Below are 25000 nucleotides of genomic sequence, written 5' to 3' on the forward strand. Positions count from 1 at the left end.
CAGTCGACTGTGCGTTCTCACGATGCTTCCTCTCCAGTGCGGAAACCGTCATCGACGCCGCGTCGTCGCGGCACCGGCGCTGCGAGCCCGCTCCGACGGGGGCTTGCAACGTTGCAAGCACTCAAGCACGAGCCACCCCGACGACGCAAGAGGGCTGGGAACATTGCTCTGCAACGTTGCACTCAAGCGGTCGCGCTCCTAAGGTGTCGACGGACATCGCCGTCTGCACCCGACACCCGACGGAGCGACATGGACCACCCGGCCTACCAGCACGTGGACCTCGGCTCGGTCCGCCTGGACCACGGCCTCTTCGAGGACCGGCACCGGCTCGGTCGCGACTACCTGCTGAGCCTCGAGGTGGACAACCTCCTGCAGAACCACCGCATCGAGGCCGGCCTCGCCGGACGCTCGACGATCCTGCGGGGCGACGGTCCGGTCGGGGACGACCGGCACTGGGGCTGGGAGTCGCCGGGATCGCCCATGCGGGGGCACTTCGTCGGGCACTGGCTCTCCGCGGCCGCCCGCGAGGTCGCCGTCACGGGTGACCCGGTGCTGGCCGCCCGGGTGCGCGCCGTCGTGGACGGGATCGCCGCGTGCCAGGAGAGCAACGGGGGCGAGTGGGCGTTCGCCGTCTCGCCGCGGCTGTTCGACCACCTCGCCCAGGGCAGGCCCGTCTGGGCGCCCCAGTACGTCGCCCACAAGACCCTCATGGGCCTGGTCGACGCCGCGAGGGAGCTCGGTGACCGGCAAGCCCTCGACGTCGCGGTGCGCGCCGCGGCCTGGTTCGACCGCTGGACCGCCGCGCTCGAGCCCGAGCGGCTGGCGGCGGTGCTCGAGGTCGAGACGGGCGGGATGCTCGAGGCCTGGGCCGACCTCCTCGACCTGACCGGCGACGACCGCTTCCGGGTCCTGCTCGACCGCTACTGGCACGCGCCCCTCTTCGACACGCTCCTGGCGGGTGGCGACCCCCTCACCAACCGGCACGCGAACACGACGATCCCGGAGGTGCTCGGGGCCGCCCGCGCCTACGAGGTCACGGGGGACGACCGGTGGCGCGCGGTCGTCGAGGCCTACTGGCGTTGCGCGGTGACGGACCGGGGGACCTTCTGCACGGGTGGCCAGACGTCCGGGGAGATCTGGACGCCCCCGTTCGAGCTCGCCGCCCGGCGCGGCGAGAAGAACCAGGAGCACTGCACGGTCTACAACATGACGCGGCTCGCCGACGTCCTCTTCCGCTGGTCGGGTGACGTCGCCTACCTCGACTTCGTCGAGCTCAACGCCTACAACGGGCTGCTGGCCCAGCAGCACCCGCGGACCGGCATGGTGGCGTACTTCCTGCCGCTGGCCGGTGGGGCGAGGAAGGCGTGGGGGTCGCCGACCGAGCACTTCTGGTGCTGCCACGGCACGCTCGCCCAGGCCCACACGCGGCACGCGGAGGGCGTGTTCTACCTGGGCGGCTTCTACCTGGGTGGCCCGTCGGCGGACACCAGCGCGAGCGTCGTCGTCGCCCAGTACCGGCCGGCCACGCTGCGGGCCGACCTCGACGGCGCACCCCTGACCGTCGTGCTCGAGCTCGGGGAGCACGTCCACGCGCCCGGGTTCGACGCGAACGACGCCGCGGCCGGGAGCCGGCACCGGCCCGCCGGCTGGGAGGCGCTCGTCACCGTGGACGCCGCCGGTCGCGAGGTCGCGCTCCGGCTGCGCGTGCCCGAGTGGACCGCGGGCGAGGTGCAGGTCGCGGTCGACGGCGTGGAGCAGGCCACCGCCGTCGTCGACGGCTTCGTCACGCTCGTCCGGGCGTGGTGCGGCGAGCAGGTGCGGCTGTGGCTGCCGAGCGCCGTGCGCGCCGTGCCGATCCCGGACGAGCCCACGACCGTCGCCTTCGTCGACGGCCCCGTCGTGCTCGCCGCCGAGTGCGACCGCGAGCCGGTCCTCGCGCTCGAGGGACGCGCCCCGGCCGACCTGCTCCGGCCCGACGACGAACGCCACTGGGGCGAGTGGCGGCGCACGTGGCGCGTCGCCGGGCAGAGCCGGACGCTCCGGCTACGGCCCCTGCACGAGGTCGCCGACGAGCCGTACTCCGTCTACTTCCCGACCCATGACTGACCGCGCGGCGCACACGCTCGTCCTGCCCTCCCCCGCGGCGAGCTTCCTCGACGCGTTCCTCCTCGGGAACGGGAGCCTGGGCGCGGCGGTGCACGGAACCCCCGGCACCGAGCGCTTCGACCTCAACGCCGACACGCTCTGGTCCGGCGGCCCCGCCGGGCACGGCGACGTCGTCGACGGACCGGACCGGCCGGCCGCCCTGGAGGAGCTGCGCGCCGCGGTCGCGGAGCGCCGGTTCGAGGACGCCGACCGCCTCGCGGAGGAGCTGCACGGGCACCGCTTCAGCGCGTCCTACCAACCGGCCGGGCAGCTCGGCTGGACCTACGGGCCCGCAGACGCCGCGGGCTACGAGCGGCGGCTCGCGCTCGACGACGCCGTCGCCCGCGTGGCGTACCGCGTGGGCGGCAGCGGGGAGGACGAGGCCACCGTCGAGTGCCGGGCGTTCGTCAGCGCCCCCGACGGCGTGCTCGTCGCGGAGGCCCGCGGCACGGCCGGCCGGCCGGGGCTCGCGTACGAGGGCCCGCACCCGGGCACGCGGGTCGAGCGCGCGGTCGACGCCGACGGCACGCAGTGGCTCGTCGCGACGGGCCGCGTGCCGGCCGAGGTCGTGCCGAGCTACGTCGGCGACGTCGCCGATCCGGTCCGGTACGCGGACGACCCGCCCGACGACGACGGCCTCGTCGACGCGGGCATGGGGTTCGCCGTCGTCGCTGCGACCGGGCGGACGGGCGACCGCACGCGCCTCGTCGCGACCGTGGTCGCCGGCTTCCGCGGCCACGCGGAGCGGCCGAGCGCAGACCTGTCCGCGCTCGCGCGCGCCGGCCGGGCGACCGTCGAGGCCGCCCTCGCGCGCCCCACCGCGGCCCTCCTCGAGGACCACCGGGCCGAGCACCGCGGCTGGTACGACCGGGCCGAGGTCGCGCTGCGCGGCCGGGCGGAGAGGGATGCGCGCTACGCCAACCTCGGCCGCTACCTCCTGATCGCGTGCTCCCGGCCGGGCACGCAGGCGGCCACGCTCCAGGGGATCTGGAGCACCGAGGTACGGCCCGCCTGGAGCTGCAACTACACGACGAACATCAACGTGCAGATGGCCTACTGGCCCGCCGACGTGTACGGGCTCGGGGAGCTCACGGAGCCTCTCGCCGCGCTCGTGCGGGACCTCGCGGACGCCGGGCGCGACGTGGCCCGGCGCTACTACGGCGCTTCCGGCGCGGCGGTCCACCACAACAGCGACCTGTGGCGGTTCGCCGCGCCCGTGCCGCTGCCCGCCCGCTGGGGGAGCTGGCCGTCGGCGCTGTGGTGGCTGTCGTCGCAGGTCGACGACGCCGACGTCGACGCGGCGGCGGTCGACTTCGCGCTCGACATGCTCGTCGCGCACCCGGACGGGGACCTCGTGGTCAGCCCGTCGACGTCGCCCGAGAACCTGTTCGTCACGCCGTCCGGCGGGCGGGCCGCGGTGTCCGCGGGGACGACCCTGGACCAGGAGCTCGTCCACGAGGTCCTGGCCCGCTACGTCGCCCGGCCTCCCCGGCCCGCACCGGGCGGCGCGGTGCCTCCGCCCGAGGCCGGGCGCCGGGCACGGGCCGCGGACGCCCTCGCGCGGCTCCGGGCGCCGCAGGTCGGCGACGACGGGCTCCTCCTCGAGTGGGCCGACGCGCGCGAGCCCGACGAACCCGGGCACCGCCACCTGTCCCACCTGTACGGGCTGTACCCCGGCACCCGGATCACCGCGGCGAGGACACCCGCCGCCCTCGCCGCTGCGCGGCGCGCCCTGCACGCCCGGCTGGCCGCCGGATCGGGGGGCACCGGGTGGAGCCGGGCGTGGGTGCTGTGCCTCGCGGCGCGGCTGCGCGAGCCCGAGCTGGCCCGGTCCTCCCTCGACACCCTCCTCGGTCCGCTGTGCTCCACGTCCCTGCTCGACCTGCACCCGGTCGACGAGCCCCCCGGCGCCGTCTTCCAGATCGACGGGAACCTCGGCGGCGCTGCCGGCGTCGCGGAGCTGCTCCTGCAGAGCCACGAGGGGTTCGTCGCGCTCCTCCCGACCCTCCCCGAGAGCTGGGACGACGGCCGGTTCCGTGGGCTGCGCACGCGCGAGGGACACGTGGTCGACGCGGAGTGGTCCGGCGGCCGCCCCGTCCGCGCGCGGTTGACCGGCGGGATCGGCGGCCGCGTCACGCTCGACGTCCCGGCCGCGCCGAGCGCGCCGACGGTGACCGTCGACGGCGTGCCCGTCCCCGTCGACGTCCTGCCGGCGTCCGTCCCCGGCCGGTCTCACCTGGCCTGGGACACCGAGCCGGGCCGCACCTACGACGTCGTGTGGTGACGACGCACCGCCGTCACGCCGCGCGACGCTCCCCCACCGGGTGGTTCGCGACGATCCGGCGCTCCGGGTCGACGGCGTCGCGGACGTCGCGCAGCCGGGTGAGCGTGGCGTCGTCGTACGCAGAGGTCGAGGCGGTCGTCACCTCGGAGAAGCTGAGGTAGGTGCGTCCGCGGGACCACGGGCGCACCGCGTCGACCAGCCGGGCGGCGTCCTCGCGGCCCCGCGCGGCGACCTCGGGTGTCGGCGCCACCGCGACCCCGAACACGAGGAAGTCCCCGTCGAGGTGGGTGAGCGCGCCGCCGTCGGGCGCGGGCCGGCCTACGGCACCCCCGAGCTGGCGGACCTCGGCCGCGAGCAGGCTCGTCCCGGACTCCGGCCCGGCCGCCTCGAGGATCGCGTCGATCGCGTCGTCGGGCAGCTCGTCGACGAGCACCGAGTCCGACACGGACGGCGTCGGGCCCTCGGGGTCCATGTGCAGGCGCACGACGGCGCTCGCCGGGACCCGCCCGAACGTGTCCAGCTCCGGCTCGAGCGCCCGCAGCGGGGCGAGGAGCTCGGCGGCGCGCTCGTCGGAGTCGAGGACGGCGCCGTCGACCGCGACGACCTTGCGGCCCCGCAGGAACGGCGGCAGGTCGGGCAGGGGCGGGAGGTTGAGCAGGCGCAGGCTGGTGGTGATCTCGTCAGGCGCCGTGGTCGCCCAGGCGGCCCAGGCGTGGAGGACGTCGTCGGCGCGCGAGCCGTCCCACAGGAGCATGCCGGCCTGCACGGTGGGCAGCTCGAACAGCTCCAGCTCGAGCGCCGTCACGACGCCGAAGCTCCCGCCGCCGCCGCGCAGCGCCCAGAACAGCTCGGGGTTCTCGTCGGCCGACGCGCGGACCGCGGAGCCGTCGGCGAGCACGAGCTCCGCCGCGACCAGGCTGTTGCACGCGAGCCCGAGCGCCCGCGAGTAGACGAACGTGCCCCCACCGAGCGTGTAGCCGACGACGCCGACGTCGGGCGACGACCCGTGCAGCGCCGTCAGCCCGTAGCGGGACGCGGCCTCGATCACGGACTCCCAGACGGCGCCCGCCCCGACCCGGGCGACACGGGCCGCCGCGTCGATCGTGACGTCGTCGAGCGCGCCCGTGCGGACGAGGACGACGTCGCTCAGGTCCTGCACGGCGAGCGGCCCCGCGTTGTGCCCCGTGCCCTGGGCGGCGACCCGCAGGCCCGACGCGCGGGCCGCGCGGACGGCGACCGCGACGTCGTCGGCGGTGCGCGGCTCGACGACGACCGCGGGCCGCTGGTCGACCGCGACGTTCCAGGGGAGGCGGGCGCCGTCGTACGTCGGGGAGCCGGCGGTGTGGACGGAGGCGTCGGAGCCTTGCGCGGCGACGGCGGCCGCGAACGTCGCGGCGCGGGCGTCCCGGCTGGGGGCGGTGGTGCCGGGGGTCCCGGTCGTGGGGAACGTCATCGGTCGTCCTCTCGGTGCTGTGGTCGCGCTGTGCGGTCGCACGCGCATACCGGTTCGAGAGGGGGGCGGGCCGCAGCGCGATACAGCGGCCCGGGATCTCACCCACCGCCGAACCAGGCCTCCTCGCGGGGTACCTCGCGAAGCAACCCGCCAGGAGGCCTACTTCGCGAGGGTGGCGCGCTGGCGGGGGAGCTCGCGGAGGGGCGCCGACGGCGCAGGTACGGAGGCAGGGAGCGGCACGACGTCGGCGCGGCCGCGGGCGCGCAGCCCGTTGAGGATCGCGACGAGGTCGACGGTCTCCTGCACGAGCGCACCGATCACCGCGGGGATCACGCCGAACGCCGCGACCAGCATGAGCACGACGGACAGCCCGATGCCCAGCCAGATGCTCTGCTTCGCGATGCCCACGGTGTCGCGGGCGATCCGGGTCGCGCGCGCCACGTCCCGGACGCGATCGTGGAGCAGGACGACGTCCGCGGACTGCGACGCCGCTGTCGAGCCGCGCGCGCCCATCGCCACGCCGACGTCGGCGGCGGCGAGGACGGGCGCGTCGTTGACGCCGTCGCCGACCATGAGGACGGGCCGCGGGCGGGCCGACGACACGGCGGCCACCTTTCCCACGGGCAGGAGACCGGCGCGCACGTCGTCGATGCCGACCTCGGTCGCGACCTGGCGGGCCGTGGTCTCGCCGTCGCCCGTGAGCATCATGACGTGGTCGACGCCGCCCGCGCGCAGGTCGCGGACCGTGTCGGCGGCGTCCGGCCGCACGGCGTCGGCGAGCACGACCGCACCGGCGTACGCGCCGTCGACGGCGACGAGGACCGCGAGCTCGCCGGGCTGCAGCGTCGGGGCCGCGGCGTCCGGCGCCACCGACCCGACGTACGCGGCCTTCCCGACGACGACGGAGCGCGCGGTGCCGGCGTCGCGCACCCGGGCCTCGACGCCGCTGCCGACGACCTCGCGCAGCCCGTCGGCCGCGGCGGGGGCGAGACCACGCGAGCGGGCCGCGGCGACGACCGCGTGCGCGAGCACGTGGGCGGACGCCTGCTCGGCGCTCGCGGCAAGACGCAGCACCTCACCCTCCGAGCGCCCGGCCGCGGGCACGACCCGCACGACCTGGGGCGCCCCGCGCGTGAGCGTGCCGGTCTTGTCGAGCGCGACGGTCCGGACGCGCGCGAGCCTCTCGAGCGTCGCGGCGGTCTTGACGATGATGCCGTGGCGCGTGGCGCGGTTCGTGCCGGACAGGAACGCGACCGGGGCGGCGATGAGCAGCGGGCACGGGGTCGCGAGCACGAGCACCTGCGCGAACCGCGTCCCGTCACCGCTGACCGCCCAGGCCGTCCCCGCGATCAGCAGGGACACGACGGTGAACGGCACGGACCACCGGTCCGCGAGGCGCACGAACTCGGGGCGGCTCTCCGCCGCTCCCCGCACCAGGTCGACGATCTGCTGGTACTGGGACCGGGCTGCGGTCGCGGTCGCGCGCACGCGCACGAGGTCGGCGCCGACCACGGAGCCCGACAGCACGCCGTCGCCTTCGGTCCGCGTCACCGGCAGCGGCTCGCCCGTGAGCGAGGACTCGTCGAACACGCCCGACGCCGACGCGAGCGTCCCGTCGACCGGCACGACCTCGCCGGGCCGCACCACCACGACGTCCCCGACCCGGACGTCGGCCGCGGGCACCCGGCGGAGCGAGCCGCCGTCGTCGAGCGTGGCGTCCTGGGGTGCGCCCGCGAGCAGGGCCTCCAGCTCCGCCGACGCGCGGGCTCCCGCGTAGTCCTCGAGCGCCTCGCCGCCCGTGAGCATGAGGACGACGACGAGCGCCGCCGCCCAGTCGCCGACGGCGACGGTGCTGACGATCGCGATCACGGCGAGCACGTCGAGGCCGACGGTGCCGTGCACGAGGTCGCGGAGCATGTCCCACGCCTGGCGCACCGCGACGAGGAGCGCGAAGCCGGAGCCGAGCCAGCGGGCGGCGTCGTCGGCGCCGGTGAGCCAGAGCCCGGCGGTGACGAGCCCGACGGCGACCGTAGCCGCGACGAGCGGGTACCGCCGGAGCAGGTGGGGCAGGTTCCCGCTGGAGGGTTGAGCCATCCCCCCAGTCTGGCTTTCCTGAATGTTTGCCGCTAGCAAACCAAGCCTTGCCTTAGTGTGCTGAGGCTTGCCTCCCGCACACCCGATCCGGCCACCCCGTCGCGCCCCGAGACGCCGAAGCCGGGGTCCGCGGCCCGCCGAGCGCAGTCGCGCGGCCGCACGCTTCCGCGCGCAGCGCGCATGGCGCCAGGGTGAGCGGCGCCCGCCCGGCCTACGGTGGGGCCGTGGACTCCCCCGCCCCGCTGCGTCCCGTCGACGAGCACGCGCGCCGTGCGGTCGCGCTCGTCGAGCCGCTGCCCGTGGTCGACCTGCCGCTCGACGAGGTCGTCGGGGCGGTCCTCGCCCGCGACCTCGTCGCGCTGCTCGACCTGCCCCCCTTCGACGCCGCCGCGATGGACGGGTACGCGCTGCGCCGCGCCGACGCCGGCACCGCCGCGACGCTGAGGGTGGTCGGAGAGGTCGCGGCGGGATCGGCTCGGGTCGGCGCCGTCGCCACGGGCGAGGCGGTCCGGATCATGACGGGTGCCCCCGTGCCCGCGGGGGCCGACGTCGTCGTGCCCGTGGAGCGGACCTCGACCGGCACGTTCACGCCCGACGACGGCGCCCGCCCCGACGCCGCCGACGTCACCGTCCCCGCGCTCACCCCGGACGACCGTGCGCACGTCCGTCGTCGCGGCGAGGACGTCGCGGCGGGGGAAGTCGTCGCACCCGCCGGCACCGTCGTGACCGCGCGGCTCGCGGCCCTCGCCGCGGCCCTGGGCCACGCGACGCTCGCCGTCCACCGCGCGCCCGTCGTCGCGGTCCTGTCGACGGGCGACGAGCTCACCCCCGCCGGCGCACCCCTCGGCCCCGGCCGCATTCCGGACTCCAACTCGGTGCTCGTCGCGGGGGCTGTCCGCGACACGGGAACCCGCGCGCTGCGCACGGGCGGCGTCCCCGACACCCCCGAGGCCCTGGCCGCCGCGCTCGACGACGCCGTCGCGGCGGGAGCCGACCTGATCGTCACGACGGGCGGCGTGAGCGTCGGCGCGCACGACGTCGTCCGCACCCTCCTCGCGGCCCCGCCCGGGCCGGGCACCGGCGCGTCCGACGTGGACGTCGCCGCCGTCGGCATGCAGCCCGGCAAGCCGCAGGCCCTGGCCCGGTGGCGTGGGGTGCCGTGGCTCGCGGCACCGGGCAACCCGACCGGCGCGTACGCGTCGTTCGAGCTCTTCGTCCGACCGATGCTCACGCGTCTGCGGGGGCTCGCAGGCGACGCCGACGGCGCGGCCGAGAAGCGCGTCGTCGCCGGCGGCTGGCGCTCCCCCCGGGACCGTCAGCAGCTCGTCCCGGTCCGGACCGACGACGACGGCCGGGTGGCGCCCGTCGGCGACGGCCACCGGCTGTCCGCGCTGGCGCTCGCGGACGGGCTCGCCGTCGTGCCGGCGGACGTCGTCGAGGTGCACCCGGGCGACAGGGTCCCGGTGCGCAGGTTCACCGCCGGCCGACCGCGGACAGGCAGCGCCGAACCGGGCGTGGTGTTCGACGCCGTCGTGCTCGCGGGCGGGCGGGCGCAGCGGCTCGGGGTGCCCAAGCCCGGCGTGACGCTCGCGGGCCGGACCCTGCTCGACCACGCGCTCACGGCGACGCGGGGCGCCCGGCGGACGGTCGTCGTCGGGCCGCCGGAGCTCGCGCGCGACGGTGTCACGATCGTGCGCGAGGACCCGCCGTTCGGGGGTCCGGTCGCCGGCCTCGCCACTGGGCTGGCCGCCCTCCCCCGGCCCGAGCCGGGCGGCTCCGCGGCACCCGTGCTCGTCCTGGCGTGCGACGTTCCGCGCGCGCACGACGCCGTCCCGCTGCTGCTCGCCGCGGTGCAAGACCCCGGGGCCCACGACGGCGCCTACCTCGTGCGCGACGGACGCCCCCAGTGGCTCGTCGGGATGTACGCACGGGAGCCGCTCGAGCGCGCGCTGGCCAGCCTGGCGGTTGGCACGGACGGCACGGACGGGCTCGCGGGCGCGAGCGTGCGGTCGCTCGTGGCAGGGCTCCGCTGCACCGAGGTCGCCGACCCGGACGCCCTGAGCGACGACGTCGACACGTGGGACGATGCGGCCAGGCTCGCGGCCGCGCTCGCCCCCGGCGGCCCGGAGAACCCCGACCGTACGGACGACCCGAGGAGGTCATCGTGAAGGAGCTCGACGACTGGCTGCAGGCGCTCGCCGACGAGGTGGGGTTCGACCCCGCCGACGTCGACGTGGAGGCCGTGCTCGACCTGGCGGGCGACGCGGCGCACAGCGTCGTGCGACCGGCGGCACCGCTGACGACGTACGTCGCCGGCTACGTCGTGGGTCTCGCCGCCGGCCGAAGCACCGGTGACGCACCCGACTCGCGCGCGGTGCTCGACCGGATCGCGGCCTTTGCACGCGCCTGGGGCGACGCCGAAGCCTGAGCGCGCCCGAGTCACCGCGATCACTCCGCTTCGTCCGTTTTTCACAAGACCTCCCGGAATGGCTACGCTCACAGGGTGACGACGCCCCCGCAGCCGACGCCCGCGCTCACCGACGCACAGCTCGCTGCGCTCTGCGCACCCCTCGGCCGACCCGTCTCCAGCGAGCGCCTGGCCGGCGGCCTGTTCGCCGCCGTGCACGCGGTCACGCTCGACGACGGCCGCCGCGTCGTCGTCAAGGCCGGGACCGCCGACGCGTCCCGCCTGCTCGCCTACGAGCGCGGCATCATCGGCACCGAGGCGGCGTTCCTGCGCCTGGTGCACGCGACCCCGGGTGCGCCGTCGGACCTGGTGCCCGCCCTGCTCCACGAGGACCGCAGCCGGACGGCCTTCCCCGGGGACGCCGTCGTCATGAGCGCGGTGCCCGGTGTGCCGTGGTTCCGCGTCGCCACCGACGCCGAGCGAGCCGGAACGCCTCTCGACGCCGCGACGACGGCTCGCGTCCAGCGCGAGGTCGGCGCCGCGCTCGCCCGGCTCCACCGGGCGACGGGCACTGCCTTCGGCTATCCCGCCCCCGAGGCCGGGCTGGCCCGCACCACCTGGCCGGACGCGTTCGCCGCGATGATCGAGGCCGTGCTCGACGACGCCGCGCGCTGGGGCATCGAGGTGCCGTCGTTCGCGGTCCGCGAGGCCGCCGTACGGGGCGAGCCGGCGCTGGCCCGGATCACGACCCCACGCCTCGTGCACGGGGACCTGTGGGCGGGGAACGTGCTCGTCGACCCGGCGACCTGCACGGTCACGGGCCTCATCGACGGCGAGCGCGCGCTGTTCGGCGACCCGCTGTTCGACCTCATGGCCGCCGACCCGTTCGGCACCGGCGGGATCCCCGCCCCACTGGTCGAGGGCTACCGCGCCGCCGGCGGTGATCTCGCTGAGCCGCGGACGCCCGCCGCCGAGGACGAAGCCGCGCGGCTGCGCCTCTACCGGCTCTACCTGCACCTCGTGATGCACGTGGAGCAGGGGCCGCGCGGCCCGGCGTCCCCGGAGCACCACGACCGCATCGCGCAGAACCTCGAGACGCTCGTCGGGCGGCTGGCCACCCGCCCGGTCGCCGTCTGACCGGGAGTCAGTCGTCGAGCACGACCCACGAGAGCTCAAGTCGCGGCTCGTCGAGGAACCACGCGTGAGAGCCGACGGCAAGATCCTTGAGTCGCCGCTTCGCCACGGAGTGATTGCGGGACAGGAACGCGGTCAAGAACCGCAGCTGCCCGGGATCGATGCCTTGAAGACGCGCCCACTCGAAGAGCCGAGCCTTGCGGTCGTCGTCGACGACCCCGTCGGTCGCCGCGACCTCGACCACCCAGAACTCCGGCGGCGTCCGTCCGATGTCGACGATAACAGCATCAGGCAGCAACTCACCGACCGAGATGCTGAGACCGAGCTCTTCGAGCACCGCAGCGTCGGTCACGTAGACCTTCGCCCCAGGCTCCGAGATCGTGAGGACCACGGGGTCGCGGAGCCGACGGGCTGCCCATTCCTCGATCACACCTTGCAGCAAGAGCGAGGCGTCACCGGGCTCGAGCGCACGGTGTTCCCCATCGGGGAGCGTCACGTTGACGCGATGCGCACCAGCCTGTCGCTTCCGCAAGCTGCTGATGCGCAGCCGGTCCCCCGGTGCCACATGGCGGTCACGCCACGCATCGATCGCCACTTCGAGATCTGCGTCATCAAGGCGAGGGTCGAACAGCTGGGCGAACTCCTCGGACAGCGCCCACCGCGGCGTGCTCGACGTGGTGGGCAGGTCGGCCCTCGCCCCGACCGCCCCGTAACGGCGCAGCCCGTTGAGCGCCTCGTCCCGCAAGGTCTCGCGCGAGTTGTCCCCGTACCACGGCGCGAAGTCCAGCCCCCACGACACCACGAGAGCCTGGAGCGCTCGCTTGCCCCGTGCCGCCGCCCCGAACCACTCGTCCCGTTCCTCGCGCGTCTGTCTGGCCTCGAGGACGGTGTCCTGCATCCAGAGGCACGTCGACGGGCGCACGACTCGGCTGTCCTTCGTCGGCTCCTCGCCTTCTCCGACGACGGCGCCCACGTAGAGCATGGCGGCGACGGCCGCCGCCGCGACCGGCGACGACAGCACCGTGTCATGAGTCTCGCGCGGAAAGACGAGGAGCAGTCGTCGCTCGCACTCGGATCGGCCGACGACCGCCGGCAGGCTCATGACTCGGCTCCGGCGTACGCCGCGCGCACAGCATCGACGAGCGCGTGGGAGTCGAGCCCCCTCCAGGACGCGAGAGTCTCGTCACCCGGGAACGGCAGCGACGAGAGTTCGTAGGCGCTGACGGCGACCGAGCCCGCAGTTGATCGCAAGACCCGGTCGAGCTCCGTGGTCGCGAGGACCACCGAGAGCGTCCGACGGTCGAGGACGGGCTCGGGTACCGCCGGGCGCAGGACGTTGACATGGTTCTCCACGACGACGGACCCGCCCCATTCGGCGAGCACGTCGTCGTCCAGCTCGGCGACGACGAGACGCCGCGCCTGCTCCGGTGCTGTCGTGCGCTGGGCGAGGATCGCCGGGCCGTCGAGGACCATCGTGCGGGCGTCACGCTCGCCGCGGAGCGTCAGGTACCGGACGCTCCGGCGCGACCCGTGTGCGACGACCGTTCCCGTGACGATGTCCGCACCCCAGACGATCGGGAGGCGCCCGACTGCGCGCTCCGACGCGAGGTCGTCCTTGCGCCGGTTCCACACGAGGGGACCCGTCGAGACCTTCCACCCGAGCGTGCCAAGGGTGTGCGGCATCTTCTGGGCTGCCTCAGCGGTCGCGGAGTCCTCGCGTCGACGAGCCAGAAGCCAGGGGCCGCTCGTCCGCGGAGTGGGTACCCGCGCGATCACGTCCTGGCCACGGTGCAGGGACCGCACGTCAGTGCGGTCGGTGTGAGCCTTCGAGAAGGTGGCGATGCACGTCTCTTGGAGCACACCGCTGAAGACCCCGCTCCGATCAGCGAGCCAGCTGACCGACCGTAGCGACGTGGCGGACGCAAGCGCCGCACGGAGCGGCTGGAAGTAGGCGCCTGCCGTGAAGGACGTGGGCACGAGCGCCGCCAGGACCCCGTCGTCGTCGAGCGTGGCCAGCGCGTGACCCATGAAGAGTGCGTAGAGGTTGGCGTGCCCCCGCACCAGGTGTCCGAAACGCTCGCGGTCCGTCGGATCGAGGCGTACGCGGCCGTACGGCGGATTCATCACGACGGCACGCGCGGGAGCCGCCGCAGCGAGACCGTCGCCGAGGTGCACGAGGCCTGGCAAGGGGCGTCGTCGGGAGTCCGGCAACGCCGCAAGATGCGGCAGGAGCTCAGCGCCGAGAACAACGGAACCCAGCCAGGCGGCAGCCGGGTCCGTCTCGAGTCCCTCGATCCGCTGGCGAAGCCCCGCCAGGACGACGGCCGGATCGACGTCAGCCGTCGCGACGAGGTGCTCGCGCAGCGGTGGAAGCAGGAGTCCGCCGGCGCCCGCGGCCGGGTCACGAACGAGACCCGGCAACGGCGTCGGCGCCTCGGCCCAACCCCACGCGGCGCGAGCGCTCGCCCAGAGACGTTCGGCGATCGGTGCGGGTGTGTAGTGCCTGCCGTGCCGCGCGCGTACCCCGGAGCTGAGGGCGTCGACATACGCGTGGCCGAGTGCGTGGCCCGAGAGCTCAGGGTCGAGCCGGACCGGACTCGACTCCACGATCTCAGGAGGCGGAGGGCCGTCGATCGCCTCGAAGACGTCGAGCCAACGGCCGGTCAGTCCGGCTGCCCGCGCCCTGTCGCGCCACCAGGCCGGGACCCCGGCGAGGACCGAAGCAGCTGCCCCGTCCGTTGTGCTCGCGGGATCACCGGTCGAGGTCTCGGTGCGGCTGCCTCGGGACCCGAGCTCCCGTGCGAAGGTGACGACCGCCATGGCGAGAACCCTAGCCGCCAGGCACCCACACGCCGGGCGGTCCACGCCGACTCACGGTCAGCGCGCCAGGAGGAGCTCACCGAGGGCGCTCTCCAGCGGGCGCTCCAGGCCGAGCGCCTGGAGCCGGGAGATGCGGGCGGTCACGGGCTCGTCGGCAGTCGCGACGGCGAGCAGCCGCTCCTTGAGGTCGTAGCCGATCTGCGCCCGGTCGAGCAGGTCGAACACGCGCCCCGCGAGGTCGCCCGCGTCGAGCGCCGTCCCGGCCCCCAGCCGGACGACGACCTCCACGTCCGCAGGCACGTCCGCCACGGTCACGGCGAGGGCCGTCCCGCGGGGGTCGGCGGCGAGGGACACGCGCCGGACGTCGGCCTCGGCCGGCGCCCCGTCGACGGTCACCGTGACGACCGCACGCTCGTCGGGCCCGAGCCCCCGCAGCGACGGGAACGTCAGGGTCCAGGTCCGGCGCGCGGGCACCGCGGCGGTCCCGTCGGATCCCCCGCGTACCGGCCCGACGACGGCCCTCCCCTCGGCCTGCACCCAGCGCACCGGCGTGCGCGCGACGTTGGGGGCGTCGGGGCCCGCGACGGGGCCGCCGTCGTCCTCGATGAGGTCGAACGCACCGTCGGCCCCGACGACGACCAGCACCTCGAGCGCCTCGGGAGGCGCCGTGTCGTTGCCGGGGACGGCTGCGGCGTCGAGCGGGACGACGGCCCCCGCGGGCGCGAGCACCGGCACGGACGCGAGCGGCCGGTGCAGGACGATCTCGCGGCCGCCGGAGCCGGCGTCGTGCGCGGCGTATACGTTCCCGCCGAGCACGTCGACCCACGTGCCTGCGGGCAGCCAGGTCCGGACCTCCCCGAGCCGGGTGGCGCCGTCGGCGGGCGAGGTGATCGGCGCGACGAGGAGCTCGGACCCGAAGAGGAACGTGTTGCGCGCGTCGTACGTCCCGGCCGGACGCGGCCACCGGTGGTACAGCGGCCGCACGAGCGGCGTCGCCTCGAAGGCGGCGCGGTGGTTCATCGCGTGCAGGTACGGCACGAGCCGGTGGCGCAGGCGCAGGAACGCGGTCATGACCTCGCGTGCCTCCGCGCCGAACGACCACGGCTCCTTGGTGATGAACGCGTTGGCGCCCGAGTGGAGCCGCATGATCGGCGACAGGACGCCGAGCTGGAACCAGCGGGTCGCGAGCTCGTCGTCCTTGGCGCCGTGGAAGTGCCCGCCGATGTCGTGCGACCACCAGCCGTACCCGATGTTCGCCGCCGATGCCGTGAAGTACGGCTGGAAGTCGAGGCTCGCCCACGAGATCACGGCGTCGCCCGAGAAGCCGACCGGGTAGCGGTGCGACCCGGGCCCGGCGTACCGGGAGAAGGTGAGCGGCCGGTCGTCACGCACGGCCCGGCCGTCCGCGGTCCGGGCCGCCTCGCGCGGACGCGCGTTGTCGAGGAAGTGGAAGTGGTTGAGCGTCCACAGGGGGTCGATGCCTGCGACGCGCGAGTGCGGGCCGGACTGCCAGTCGAGCCACCAGAAGTCGACGCCGTCGCGCTCGAGCCGGCGGTGCAGGACCGCGAAGTACGCCTCGAGGAACGCGCGGTCCGTGACGTCGAACGCGATGGGGTCGCGCTGCGAGGTGTCCCGGCTGAGCGCCGCGGCCATCGCCGCGTACGCCTCCTCGTGCGCGCGGACGCCGTCGGCGGGGTGCACGTTGAGCGTCACCCGGAGTCCGCGCTCGTGCAGCCAGGCGAGGAACTTCGCGGGGTCGGGGAAGAGCGACCGGTTCCACGTGTAGCCCGTCCACCCGCTGCCGAGCTCCGGGTCGACGTCCACCACGTGCCAGTCCATGTCCACGACGCTCACCGAGAACGGCAGGCCCTCGGCCGCGAACCGCTCGATCAGCGCCTCGTACGACGCCGCGGTGTACGGGTGGTAGCGGCTCCACCAGTTCCCGAGCGCGAACCGCGGCAGCAGCGGCTGGGGGCCGGAGACCGCGTAGAACGCGCGGAGCGCCTCGGCGTGGTCGGTCCCGTACGCGAACACGTACAGGTCCTCCCGCCTGCCCGACGACGCAGCCCCCGCTCCCGCCCGGTCACCACCGCGCGGCGCGACCCAGCCGTCGTCGGTGAACAGCATCGAGGCGGAGTCGTCGAGCACGGCGAACCCGGTGCGCGAGACGACGCCGGGCTCGAGCGGGATCGCGCCGTCGGCCTCGTCGAGGGTGCGGGCCGTGCCGCGGAGCCCGGGCATCCCTGCGACCGTGCCGTCGGCGTCGCCGAGCTCCTCGCCGTAGCGCCAGACCGAGTGGTAGACCGTGACCCCGCCCCGGACGGCGACCGACAGGCCGCTCGTCGAGAACGGCCGCCGGTCGTAGACGAGCCGGAACCGGTCGGTGACGACCTCGAGGTTCGGGCCGTCGTCGAGCACACGGAACGCCGGGACGGGGAGGCGGCGCCGGACCGCGAACGTCGAGGCACGGTCCTCGAAGACACCGTCCTCGGCGTACTCGAGCCGCACCAGCCCGTCCGTGAGGACCGTGATGCGGTACCGGTCGCCCTGCACGACAGCATGCGGGTCGGCGACGGGATCCGTCGCCAGGGCGGGGAGGCTGCGGGCGTCGTCGGGCATGGATCCAGTCTCCTCGTTGACGGTCCGGGAAGGCCCGCCGAACAAGGATGCACCCGCCTCAGCCGGCGCCGACCATGGTGATGGCACTCTTCCGACGTCGAGGACGTGCACATCACCATGGTCGGTGGGCGTGACGTCCGACGGCCGCAGTCAGGCGTCCACGGAGCCGTAGCGGCGGCCCACGAAGGTCGCCCCCACGCCCTGCGTTCCCTCCACGTACGGGCCCCAGACGGTCCCCACGAAGCCGCCCGCCTCCTCGGAGGACAGCACGTCCACGGCCGCCGGCGCCGACCAGTCCGCCCCGGTACGGAACCGCAGCCCCTCCGGCGTGAAGTCCGCCTCGATCGTGAGCGACGCACCGTCCTCGACGGCCCACGCGTCCACCTCGGTGTCGTCCCCGGCGCGCCGCACGAGCACGCGGGCGCGGCCTTCCCCGACCTCGAGGCGCACGCTGAACGCCCCGCTCTGGCGGAACAGCAGGCCGACGCGGGCGCGCGGGTCGACGTCGTCGAAGGACACGGCGACGCCGGCGCGCAGGTGCACCAGACGGTACAGCACCGCGGCGGGCGACCCGGCCCCGGTCACGTCCTCGCCGGTCGACCGCAGCACGAGGCCGTCGTCGCTCTCTTTCACGAAGCCCGCACCGCCCCGGATCGTCAGCACGTCGGTGCCGAGCCGCGGCGGGTGCTCGTCGAGGTGCACGGGGCGCTCCCGGACGTCGTCGAGGTGGCCGACGCCCGCGGCGAGCACGGGCCAGTCGTCCTCCCACTCGACGTCGGTCACGAACGTCTCGCGCCCGAGCACGTGACGGTCGTCGACCGTCCGGACCGCGAGGACGACCGCGGACCAGCTCCCGTCCGCGCCCTCGACGAAGTCCGGGTGCCCGACGTTCTGCACGGGGAACTCCCGACCCAGGTGGCGGTGCGTCAGCACCGGGTTCCGGGGGCAGTTCTCGTACGGGCCCGTGATCGAGCGCGAGCGGCCGATCACGACGGCGTGGTCGCGGAACGTCCCGCCCTCCGCCGTCAGCACGTAGAACCAGCCGTTCCGCTCGAAGAGACGCGGCCCCTCGCACCACGTCCCGTCACGGTTCGCCGCCGTCCAGATCACGGTCTCCTCGCCGAGGAGCTCGCCGGTCGCGGGGTCGATCTCACGCACCCAGACCTCGCACTCCCCAAAGTACCGGGAGTCCTCGACGGCCCGCGTGGCGCACCAGTAGACCCGTCCGTCGTGGAAGAACAGCGAGGGGTCGAACCCGCGCGAGCCCTTGACCCACACCGGCTCCGACCAGGGACCCGCGGGGTCGGTGGCCGTGACGATGAAGCTGGCGTCGATCCCCTTGCCGACGCGGGTGCACACGACGTAGAAGAGGCCGTCGTGGAAGCGGATCGTCGGCGCGTACAGCCCGTCGGAGTCCGCCATCCGGTCGAACTCGAACCGGTCGTCCTGGTCGGCCGCGAAGCCGACCAGCTTCCAGTCCTGGAGGTCCCGGCTCGCGTGGACCGGCAGTCCGGGTGCGTACTCGAACGTCGAGTTCGCGAGGTAGTAGGTGTCGCCGACGCGGCAGATCGACGGGTCGGGGAAGAATCCCGGGAGAACCGGGTTGGCTGCGGGCACCGCTCGTCCTCTCATCGGTACGTCTGTCACCAGGTCTCGGGCCGCGCGTCGAACGGCACGGCTGCGGGGCGGTCCACGGTGGAGGTGAGCTCGACGACGGCGTGGTCACGCCCCGCGCCGCCGATCGCCTCCATGATCTCGAGCACGTGGAAGGCGAGGTCGCCCGAGGCCCGGTGCGGCCGGTTCGTCTCGATGGCGCGGGCCATGTCGGCGAGCCCGGCGCCGCGGGAGGCGTCGGCGTAGCCCGCGGCGACCGGCAGGTCACGCCACGTCCGGTCCTGACGGTCCGCCGCCGTCAGCACCGCGACGGTGCCCGAGAACCCGTTCGGGTCCGGGACGCTCAGCGTCCCCTGTGTCCCGTACACCTCGAAGAGTGGGGTCTTCGTGCCCCAGACCTCGAAGGACATCGTGACCGTCGAGACGACGCCGCCGGCGTGCTCGAGGATCGCGACCACGTGGGTGTCGACGTCGACCGGCACCGGGGTGCCTGCGGCCGGCCCCGACGCGACCGTCCTGGCGCGCTGCGTGCGCGTCGTGCTGCCCGTGACCCGCACGACCGGCCCGAAGAACGTCACGAGGCTCGTCAGGTAGTACGGGCCCATGTCGAGCAGCGGACCGCCGCCCGGCTGGTAGTAGAAGGCCGGCGCCGGGTGCCACAGCTCGTGCCCCGGGGCGCTCCAGGCGACCGCCGCGCCGAACGCGTCACCGACGAGCCCGTCCTCGATCGCGGCACGCGCCGTCTGGATCCCCGTCCCGAGGACTGTGTCCGGCGCGCTGCCCACGCGCAGCCCCGCGGCCGCCGCCTGCTCGAGCACCGGACAGGCCTCGTCCGTCGAGGTCGCGAGCGGCTTCTCGCCGTACACGTGCTTGCCCGCCGCGAGCGCCCGGCTGGCGATCTCGGCGTGCGCGGCCGGGATCGTGAGGTTCAGGACGACGTCGACGTCGTCCGCGGCGAGCAGGTCGTCCACCGACGTGCCCCGCACGCCCTGGGCCTCGCCGACCGAGCGGGCGCGGTCCAGGTCCAGGTCCGCGACCGCCGTCAGCCGCAGGTTCGGCAAGGACGGCAGGTAGCCGAAGTACTGCTGGCTGATGACTCCGACCCCGACGACACCGACGTTCAGCGGGCTGCCCACAGCATTCCCCTCTCGATGATGGTCCGTACGGGCTGCGACTCGACGATCTCGAGCCGGTGGCCCGGCGCGGACACGAAGATCCGCCCCTTGCCCCACTGGCGGGTCCAGATCGCCGGCGCCGTGACGGGCCGGTTCCAGGCGTCGAAGTCGCGCGCCTCCTGGGTCGTCGTCGCGAGGACGTCGTTGTACTCGTCGCTGAGCACCCAGTACTGCTCGGTGACCAGGCCGAAGTCCTCGATGCCGCGCGTGATCGGGTGCTCGTGGCCGAGCTCCGTCATGTGCACCGTGTACGGGATGTAGTTGTCGGACTGGTCGCCCGTGCGCTCGTCCGGGTGCTTGCCGGCGTGGTGCGCGAACTGCCCGCCGATCATGTGCAGGTAGTCGGCGTTGTCCCGGTAGGAGTCGGCGATCCCGCCGTGCCAGCCGGCCATGCCGGTTCCGGCGAGCACCGCGCGCTGCAGCCCGGCGAACTCCTCGCCGGCGATCGTCGACATGGTGTTCACCTGGACGACGAGGTCGGTCGCGTCCATCACGGCCGGGTCGGCGTAGACGGCGGTGCCGTCCTCGACACGGACCGTGAAGTCGTTGTCGCGCAGGAAGGGGATGAAGAGGTCGGTGGTCTCGACGGGCATGTGCCCGTCCCAACCGCCGCGCACGATGAGAGCTTGGCGTGACATGGGGTTTCTTCCGTTCAGGGGATCGGGGTCCAGGCGCTGCCGTCCGCGGCGCTGCGCTCGACGGCGTCGAGCACGCGCTGCACGTGCAGGCCCTCGGTGAAGGACGGCTCGGGGTCGACGCCGCTCGTGACGGCGTCCACGAAGTCCTTCACCTCGTGGCTGAAGAGGTGCTCGTAGCCGATGGTGTGGCCGGTGGGCCACCAGTTCGCCATGTAGGGGTGCTCGGGCTCGGTCACGAGGATCCGACCGAACCCTTGCTCGCCCGCGGGGGCCGCGGCGTCGTAGAACGCGAGCTCGTTCATCGACTCGAGGTTGAACGCGATCGCGCCGCGCGACCCGCTGAGCTCGATCGTCAGGCCGTTCTTGCGGCCGGTGGCGTACCGGGTCGCCTCGAACGACCCGACTGCGCCGTCCGCCGCGCCGCCGGCGAGCCGTCCGAGGAACCAGGCGGCGTCGTCGACCGTGACCTGGCCCCGTTCGGACGACGCCGTCCCGGACAGACCGACGCCGTCGGCCAGGAGGGGGCGCTCGCGGACGAAGGTCTCGAGCGTCCCGGACACGGAGGTGAGCGAGGCACCGGTGATGTGCTCGACGAGGTCGATCGCGTGCGCGCCGATGTCGCCGAGAGAGCCGGAGCCTGCGAGCGAACGGTCGAGACGCCACGTCATCGGGCCGTTCTCGTCGGCGAGCCAGTCCTGCAGGTAGAGCGCGCGGGCCTGCCGGACCTGCCCGATCCGGCCGGCGCGCACGAGCGAGCGTGCGAGACCGATCGCGGGCACCCGGCGGTAGCTGAAGCCGACCATGGACCGAACGCCCCGCTTCGCGGCGGCGACCGCGGCCTCGGTCATCTCCGCCGCCTCCTCGACGCTGTTGGCGAGCGGCTTCTCGCACAGCACGTGCTTGCCGGCCTCGAGCGCCGCGATGGCGATCTCGGCGTGGGACGAGCCCGGCGAGCAGATGTCGACGACGTCGATCGCGGGGTCGGCGAGCACCGCCTGCCAGTCCGTCTCGGCACGCTTCCAGCCGAACCGCTCGCGCGCCGCCTCGGTGCGGGGCCCGTCGCGGCCGACGATCACGGACATCTCCGGCTCCACGGCGAGCGGGAAGAAGCGGGGCGCGGTCCGCCACGCCTGGGAGTGTGCAGCACCCATAAAGCCGTGGCCGATCAGGGCGACGCTGAGCCGCTCCTTCGGCGGCGGCTGGGTCCTACCGCCCGGCTCCGGGACGGGGTGGGGTTCGACCGATGACACGAGAGGAAGCTCCGATGCAGGGAGGAATGGATCGGCTGGACGGCGGGGTCGTGCGGGATCAGCGGCCGGCGAGCGCGCCGCCGACGCCGCCCACGCTGAAGTACTTGTTGAGGAAGGCGAACAGGATGATCGGGGGCGCCATCATGACCACCGCGACCGCCATGACCAGGCCCCAGTTCGTGGCGTTCTGCTGGAAGAACGTCTCGAGCCCGATCGGGAGCGTGTAGTTCCAGCTCGACCGGAGGAACACGACGGCGATCAGGTAGTCGTTCCAGGCCACCAGGAAGGAGAAGATCGCCGTGGACAGGACGCCCGGCAGAGAGTTGCGGAGCACGATCCGCAGGAACCCGCCGAAGAGCGAGGCGCCGTCCAGCCAGGCCGCCTCCTCCAGCGCGATGGGGATGGAGTCGTAGTAGGCCGCCATCATCCACGTCGCGACCGAGAGCGCACCGGCGACGTAGATGATCATCACGCCGACGAGACGATCCACGAGCCCCAGCTTCGCGAACAGGATGAAGAGCGGGATCACGGCCGTGACGACCGGGAGCGACTGCATCACGAACAGCAGCATCGAGTAGCCCGACACCAGCCTGGACCGCGACCTGCTGAGGACGTACCCGGCAGGCGCCGCCACGGCCACGGCGACCACGGCCGTCACGAGCGTGACGAGGAGGCTGTTGCGCAGCCACGTCAGCACGTCGGTCTGCTGGAACACCGTGATGTAGTTCTCCACGGTGAACGAGTCGTTCGCCCCGCTGCCGAGGGCTGGGCGGAACGACAGACCCACGACGGCGAGGATGGGGATCAGCACCACCAGTGCGATGACGAGGAGGACGGCGAACCGCCACCACCTGCCGCGCTGCCCGGGCTCCGCGGACCGCGCCTTCCTGGTCGACGCCGCAGCACCGTCCGCGGCATGCGGGGCGCCGGTCGAGGACGTGCCGAGGACACTCATTCGATGTTCACCTTCCGGATCTGGCGGTAGAGGACGACCGAGATCGCCACCAGCACGAACGTCATGAGGAATGCGATGGCCACGCCGGTCCCGGTCTGGAACTCCTGGAAGACCGTCTGGTAGGCGAGGACCACCAGGGTCCGCGTCGACCCCACCGGCCCTCCGCCGGTCAGCAGGTAGACGGTCGGGAAGTCGTTGACGCAGAAGATCGTCATCAGGATCCAGGACACGAAGGTGGTCCGGGAGATCATCGGCATCGTGATCAGGCGAAAGGTCTGCCACGGGCCCGCGCCGTCGACCTTCGCGGCCTCGTACACGCTCGCGTCGACCGAGGCGAGCGCCGAGGACATCATCATCATCATGAACGGAAAGCTGATCCAGACCTTGAACACGCAGACCGTGACCTGCGCGAGCAGAGGGCTGGCCAGGAAGAGGACGTCGCCGAACCCGAGGTGCCGGAGCAGGGTCGGGATCGGGCTCTGCGGCGTCGCGACCAGCCAGTTCCACGAGGTCGCCGACACCACCACGGGGACCACCCACGGCAGGAGCAGGAGCACCTTGAAGGCACCGCGCGCCGGGACGCGCGTGCGGAGCAGCAGCGCCAGCCCGAGCCCGGCGAGCCAGCTTCCGAACACGCCGACCAGCGTGAACACGAGCGTGAACCGAGCGGCCCCCCAGAATCGCGGGTCCGTCAGGACGCTGGCGTAGTTGTGCAGGCCGACGAAGTGACCGGGGGCGATCAGCGACCCGTCCTTCAGCGACTGCACGAACGCGTAGGCCACCGGATAGAGGTTGATCAGCAGCAGCAGGACCGCCGACGGCAGCACGAACGCGAGCAGCGTCCTCGTGCGCGAACCGAACACCGGGTGCTTGCGCAACGGTGCGCGCTGCGGCTGACGCCCTGGTCCCGCGCGCCCGACCCCCCGGCGGGCTCGCCGGACGCCGTCGACCACCCCGTCCGCCCTGACGGCCTGGCCGCCGTCGCCGGACGCGAGGACGCCGCCCGCGGGGCCGTACTTCTTCTGTTCCGTCATGTCGCTGGGCCCCGTCACTTGTGGAGCTGATCCGTCAGGGACCGCTGCAGCGTGCTGAGGCACTCCTTCGCGGGCCTTCCCGACAGCACGTTCTGTCCGAAGCTCGACATCGCGGGCGTGCTGTCCACGAGGGCGGCGCCGGCGAACAGGGAGTTGCTGCCCGGCGCGGCCCACGTCCGGCAGATCGGCTGCCACTTCTCGATGAGCTTCACCTGGTTCGGGTCGGACCGGAACTCCTTCGAGGCCACGATCGACTTGAGCACCGGAAGACCGATCCCGGTCTTCTGCGTCCACAGGGGCGCCATGTGCTTGTAGTAGTAGGTGAGGAAGTCCTCCGAACCCTTCTGGCTCGGGGTGTCCTTGTACATCATGATGTTGTTCGGGAAGTAGAGCGCCCCCTGCTTGCCGGCAGCGCTCGTCAGCGGGTCTCCGACGACGAGCTGCTGGGAGGTGGCGCCGGCGACGTTCGCCGCGAGGCCCGGCACGTCGATGCCGAGCCCGAAGCGACCGCTCTGCCACTGCGAGTTGGTGTTCGTCGTCGTGTAGCTGATGGACGCGGGGTCCATGTAGCCCTTGCTGATGTTCTCCGCGACGAAGTCGAGCGCCTCGATGTTCGCCTGCGTCAGCAGGTTCGGCCGCTGCTCCTCGTCGAAGATGCCGCCGCCGTTGTTGATCATCAGGCTGACGATCGCCTGGAACCCGTCGCCGCCGTTCGCGTTCCCGCTCGCGACGAACCCGTAGACCCCGATCTTCTTCAGGGCGGCCGCGACGTCGAGGTAGGACTGCCAGTCGGTGGGCGGCTCGACGCCGGCCTTCTCGAGCAGCTCCTTGTTGTACCAGACCGACCGGATGTCGAGGTTGTAGGGGACCGCGACGTAGCCGTCCGGCGTCTTCATCGTCTCCAGGAGGCCGGGCAGGAAGTCGTCGTAGAGACCGTTCGACTTCCAGCTCTCGAGCAGGTCGTCCGCGTACGCGATCGCGCCCTGCTCCGCGAACTGGAAGGCCTGGGTGCCGCCTCCGCCGCTCACGGCCGGCCCGGTGTTCGAGACGATCGCCGTCGCGAAGGTCTGGATGAAGCTCGCCCACTGGATCTGCTGGTAGGAGGCCTTCGGGAGCCCCGACGCCGGCGAGTACGCAAGCGTGATCTTGCGGTCGAGAGGCTCGAACGCGGGCCCACCGTCGGGCATGTTCCAGAACTTCAGGGTCTTGGAGTCCTTGCTCTGGCCGATGCCGCAGGCTGCGAGCCCGGCAGCAAGTCCGGCCGCTCCGAGTACGCCGAGAAACCCTCTCCGCGTGAGCGACATCGCATCTGTCGTCATCGACAACTCATCTCTCGTCGGGCCCGCACTGCGGACCACCTTCGCCAGTACCGTAGGTT

17 protein-coding genes are annotated in these 25000 nt (G+C 73.7%); 5 read left to right on the forward strand and 12 right to left on the reverse strand.

From position 1 onward, the window contains the following. The first annotated feature begins 249 nt into the window (after positions 1 to 249). A complete protein-coding gene (locus KDY119_RS17360) occupies positions 250 to 2106 on the forward strand; it encodes a beta-L-arabinofuranosidase domain-containing protein (RefSeq protein ID WP_153022595.1) in 1857 nt (618 codons plus the stop codon). After that, positions 2099 to 4429: a glycosyl hydrolase family 95 catalytic domain-containing protein gene (locus KDY119_RS17365; protein WP_153022596.1), complete on the forward strand. Its 2331-nt coding sequence runs from the start codon at positions 2099 to 2101 to the stop codon at positions 4427 to 4429. Before KDY119_RS17360 ends, KDY119_RS17365 begins: the two co-directional genes overlap by 8 nt. A 13-nt stretch (positions 4430 to 4442) precedes the next feature. Here the strand turns inward: KDY119_RS17365 and KDY119_RS17370 are convergent, their stop codons facing one another. Both KDY119_RS17370 and KDY119_RS17375 read right to left on the reverse strand, forming a co-directional pair. Continuing rightward, positions 4443 to 5882: an FAD-binding oxidoreductase gene (locus KDY119_RS17370; protein WP_153022597.1), complete on the reverse strand. Its 1440-nt coding sequence runs from the start codon at positions 5880 to 5882 to the stop codon at positions 4443 to 4445. Between the two features lie 159 nt (positions 5883 to 6041). After that, entirely contained in the window at positions 6042 to 7976 is a 1935-nt protein-coding gene (locus KDY119_RS17375) for a heavy metal translocating P-type ATPase (protein ID WP_153022598.1), read from the reverse strand. A gap of 224 nt (positions 7977 to 8200) precedes the next feature. Here KDY119_RS17375 and KDY119_RS18965 point away from each other — a divergent pair, with 224 nt between their 5' ends. From KDY119_RS18965 to KDY119_RS17390, 3 genes are all read left to right on the forward strand, one after another. Then, positions 8201 to 10144: a molybdopterin-binding protein gene (locus KDY119_RS18965; protein ID WP_194174275.1), complete on the forward strand. Its 1944-nt coding sequence runs from the start codon at positions 8201 to 8203 to the stop codon at positions 10142 to 10144. Further along, positions 10141 to 10404 (forward strand): DUF6457 domain-containing protein, encoded by a 264-nt coding sequence (locus KDY119_RS17385; protein ID WP_036947827.1) that lies wholly within the window; start codon positions 10141 to 10143, stop codon positions 10402 to 10404. The genes KDY119_RS18965 and KDY119_RS17385 overlap by 4 nt, the downstream gene beginning before the upstream one ends. Positions 10405 to 10479: 75 nt before the next feature. After that, positions 10480 to 11520: a phosphotransferase family protein gene (locus KDY119_RS17390; protein ID WP_051136370.1), complete on the forward strand. Its 1041-nt coding sequence runs from the start codon at positions 10480 to 10482 to the stop codon at positions 11518 to 11520. Between the two features lie 7 nt (positions 11521 to 11527). Here KDY119_RS17390 and KDY119_RS17395 read toward each other — a convergent pair whose 3' ends face one another. The 10 genes from KDY119_RS17395 to KDY119_RS17440 form a co-directional block, all read right to left on the reverse strand. After that, positions 11528 to 12619: a BsuBI/PstI family type II restriction endonuclease gene (locus KDY119_RS17395; protein WP_036947828.1), complete on the reverse strand. Its 1092-nt coding sequence runs from the start codon at positions 12617 to 12619 to the stop codon at positions 11528 to 11530. Then, positions 12616 to 14337 carry an Eco57I restriction-modification methylase domain-containing protein gene (locus tag KDY119_RS17400; protein WP_036947831.1) on the reverse strand — a complete coding sequence of 574 codons (1722 nt, stop codon included), beginning with the start codon at positions 14335 to 14337 and terminating at the stop codon, positions 12616 to 12618. The genes KDY119_RS17395 and KDY119_RS17400 overlap by 4 nt, the downstream gene beginning before the upstream one ends. 57 nt (positions 14338 to 14394) lie before the next feature. Then, positions 14395 to 16956 carry a glycoside hydrolase family 31 protein gene (locus tag KDY119_RS17405; protein WP_036947832.1) on the reverse strand — a complete coding sequence of 854 codons (2562 nt, stop codon included), beginning with the start codon at positions 16954 to 16956 and terminating at the stop codon, positions 14395 to 14397. Positions 16957 to 17106: 150 nt separating this feature from the next. Beyond that, entirely contained in the window at positions 17107 to 18573 is a 1467-nt protein-coding gene (locus KDY119_RS17410; RefSeq protein WP_051136371.1) for a glycoside hydrolase family 43 protein, read from the reverse strand. A 26-nt stretch (positions 18574 to 18599) separates the two neighbouring features. After that, entirely contained in the window at positions 18600 to 19706 is a 1107-nt protein-coding gene (locus KDY119_RS17415; protein WP_036947833.1) for a Gfo/Idh/MocA family protein, read from the reverse strand. Further along, the gene (locus KDY119_RS17420) at positions 19691 to 20383 is read right to left on the reverse strand and encodes a ThuA domain-containing protein (RefSeq protein ID WP_036947834.1); all 693 of its coding nucleotides are present in this window, start codon (positions 20381 to 20383) and stop codon (positions 19691 to 19693) included. The genes KDY119_RS17415 and KDY119_RS17420 overlap by 16 nt, the downstream gene beginning before the upstream one ends. A gap of 14 nt (positions 20384 to 20397) precedes the next feature. Further along, positions 20398 to 21552: a Gfo/Idh/MocA family protein gene (locus KDY119_RS17425; protein WP_036949098.1), complete on the reverse strand. Its 1155-nt coding sequence runs from the start codon at positions 21550 to 21552 to the stop codon at positions 20398 to 20400. Positions 21553 to 21691: 139 nt separating this feature from the next. Beyond that, a complete protein-coding gene (locus tag KDY119_RS17430) occupies positions 21692 to 22588 on the reverse strand; it encodes a carbohydrate ABC transporter permease (protein ID WP_051136372.1) in 897 nt (298 codons plus the stop codon). Further along, a complete protein-coding gene (locus KDY119_RS17435) occupies positions 22585 to 23622 on the reverse strand; it encodes a carbohydrate ABC transporter permease (RefSeq protein ID WP_083890706.1) in 1038 nt (345 codons plus the stop codon). Before KDY119_RS17435 ends, KDY119_RS17430 begins: the two co-directional genes overlap by 4 nt. Positions 23623 to 23636: 14 nt before the next feature. Further along, positions 23637 to 24941, reverse strand: coding sequence for an ABC transporter substrate-binding protein (locus KDY119_RS17440; RefSeq protein WP_036947838.1), 1305 nt, complete (start codon positions 24939 to 24941; stop codon positions 23637 to 23639). Positions 24942 to 25000 lie beyond the last annotated feature (59 nt).

Origin of the sequence: Luteimicrobium xylanilyticum, assembly GCF_009429125.1 — a bacterium.
In the GTDB taxonomy this organism is placed as follows: Bacteria; Actinomycetota; Actinomycetes; order Actinomycetales; family Cellulomonadaceae; genus Luteimicrobium; species Luteimicrobium xylanilyticum.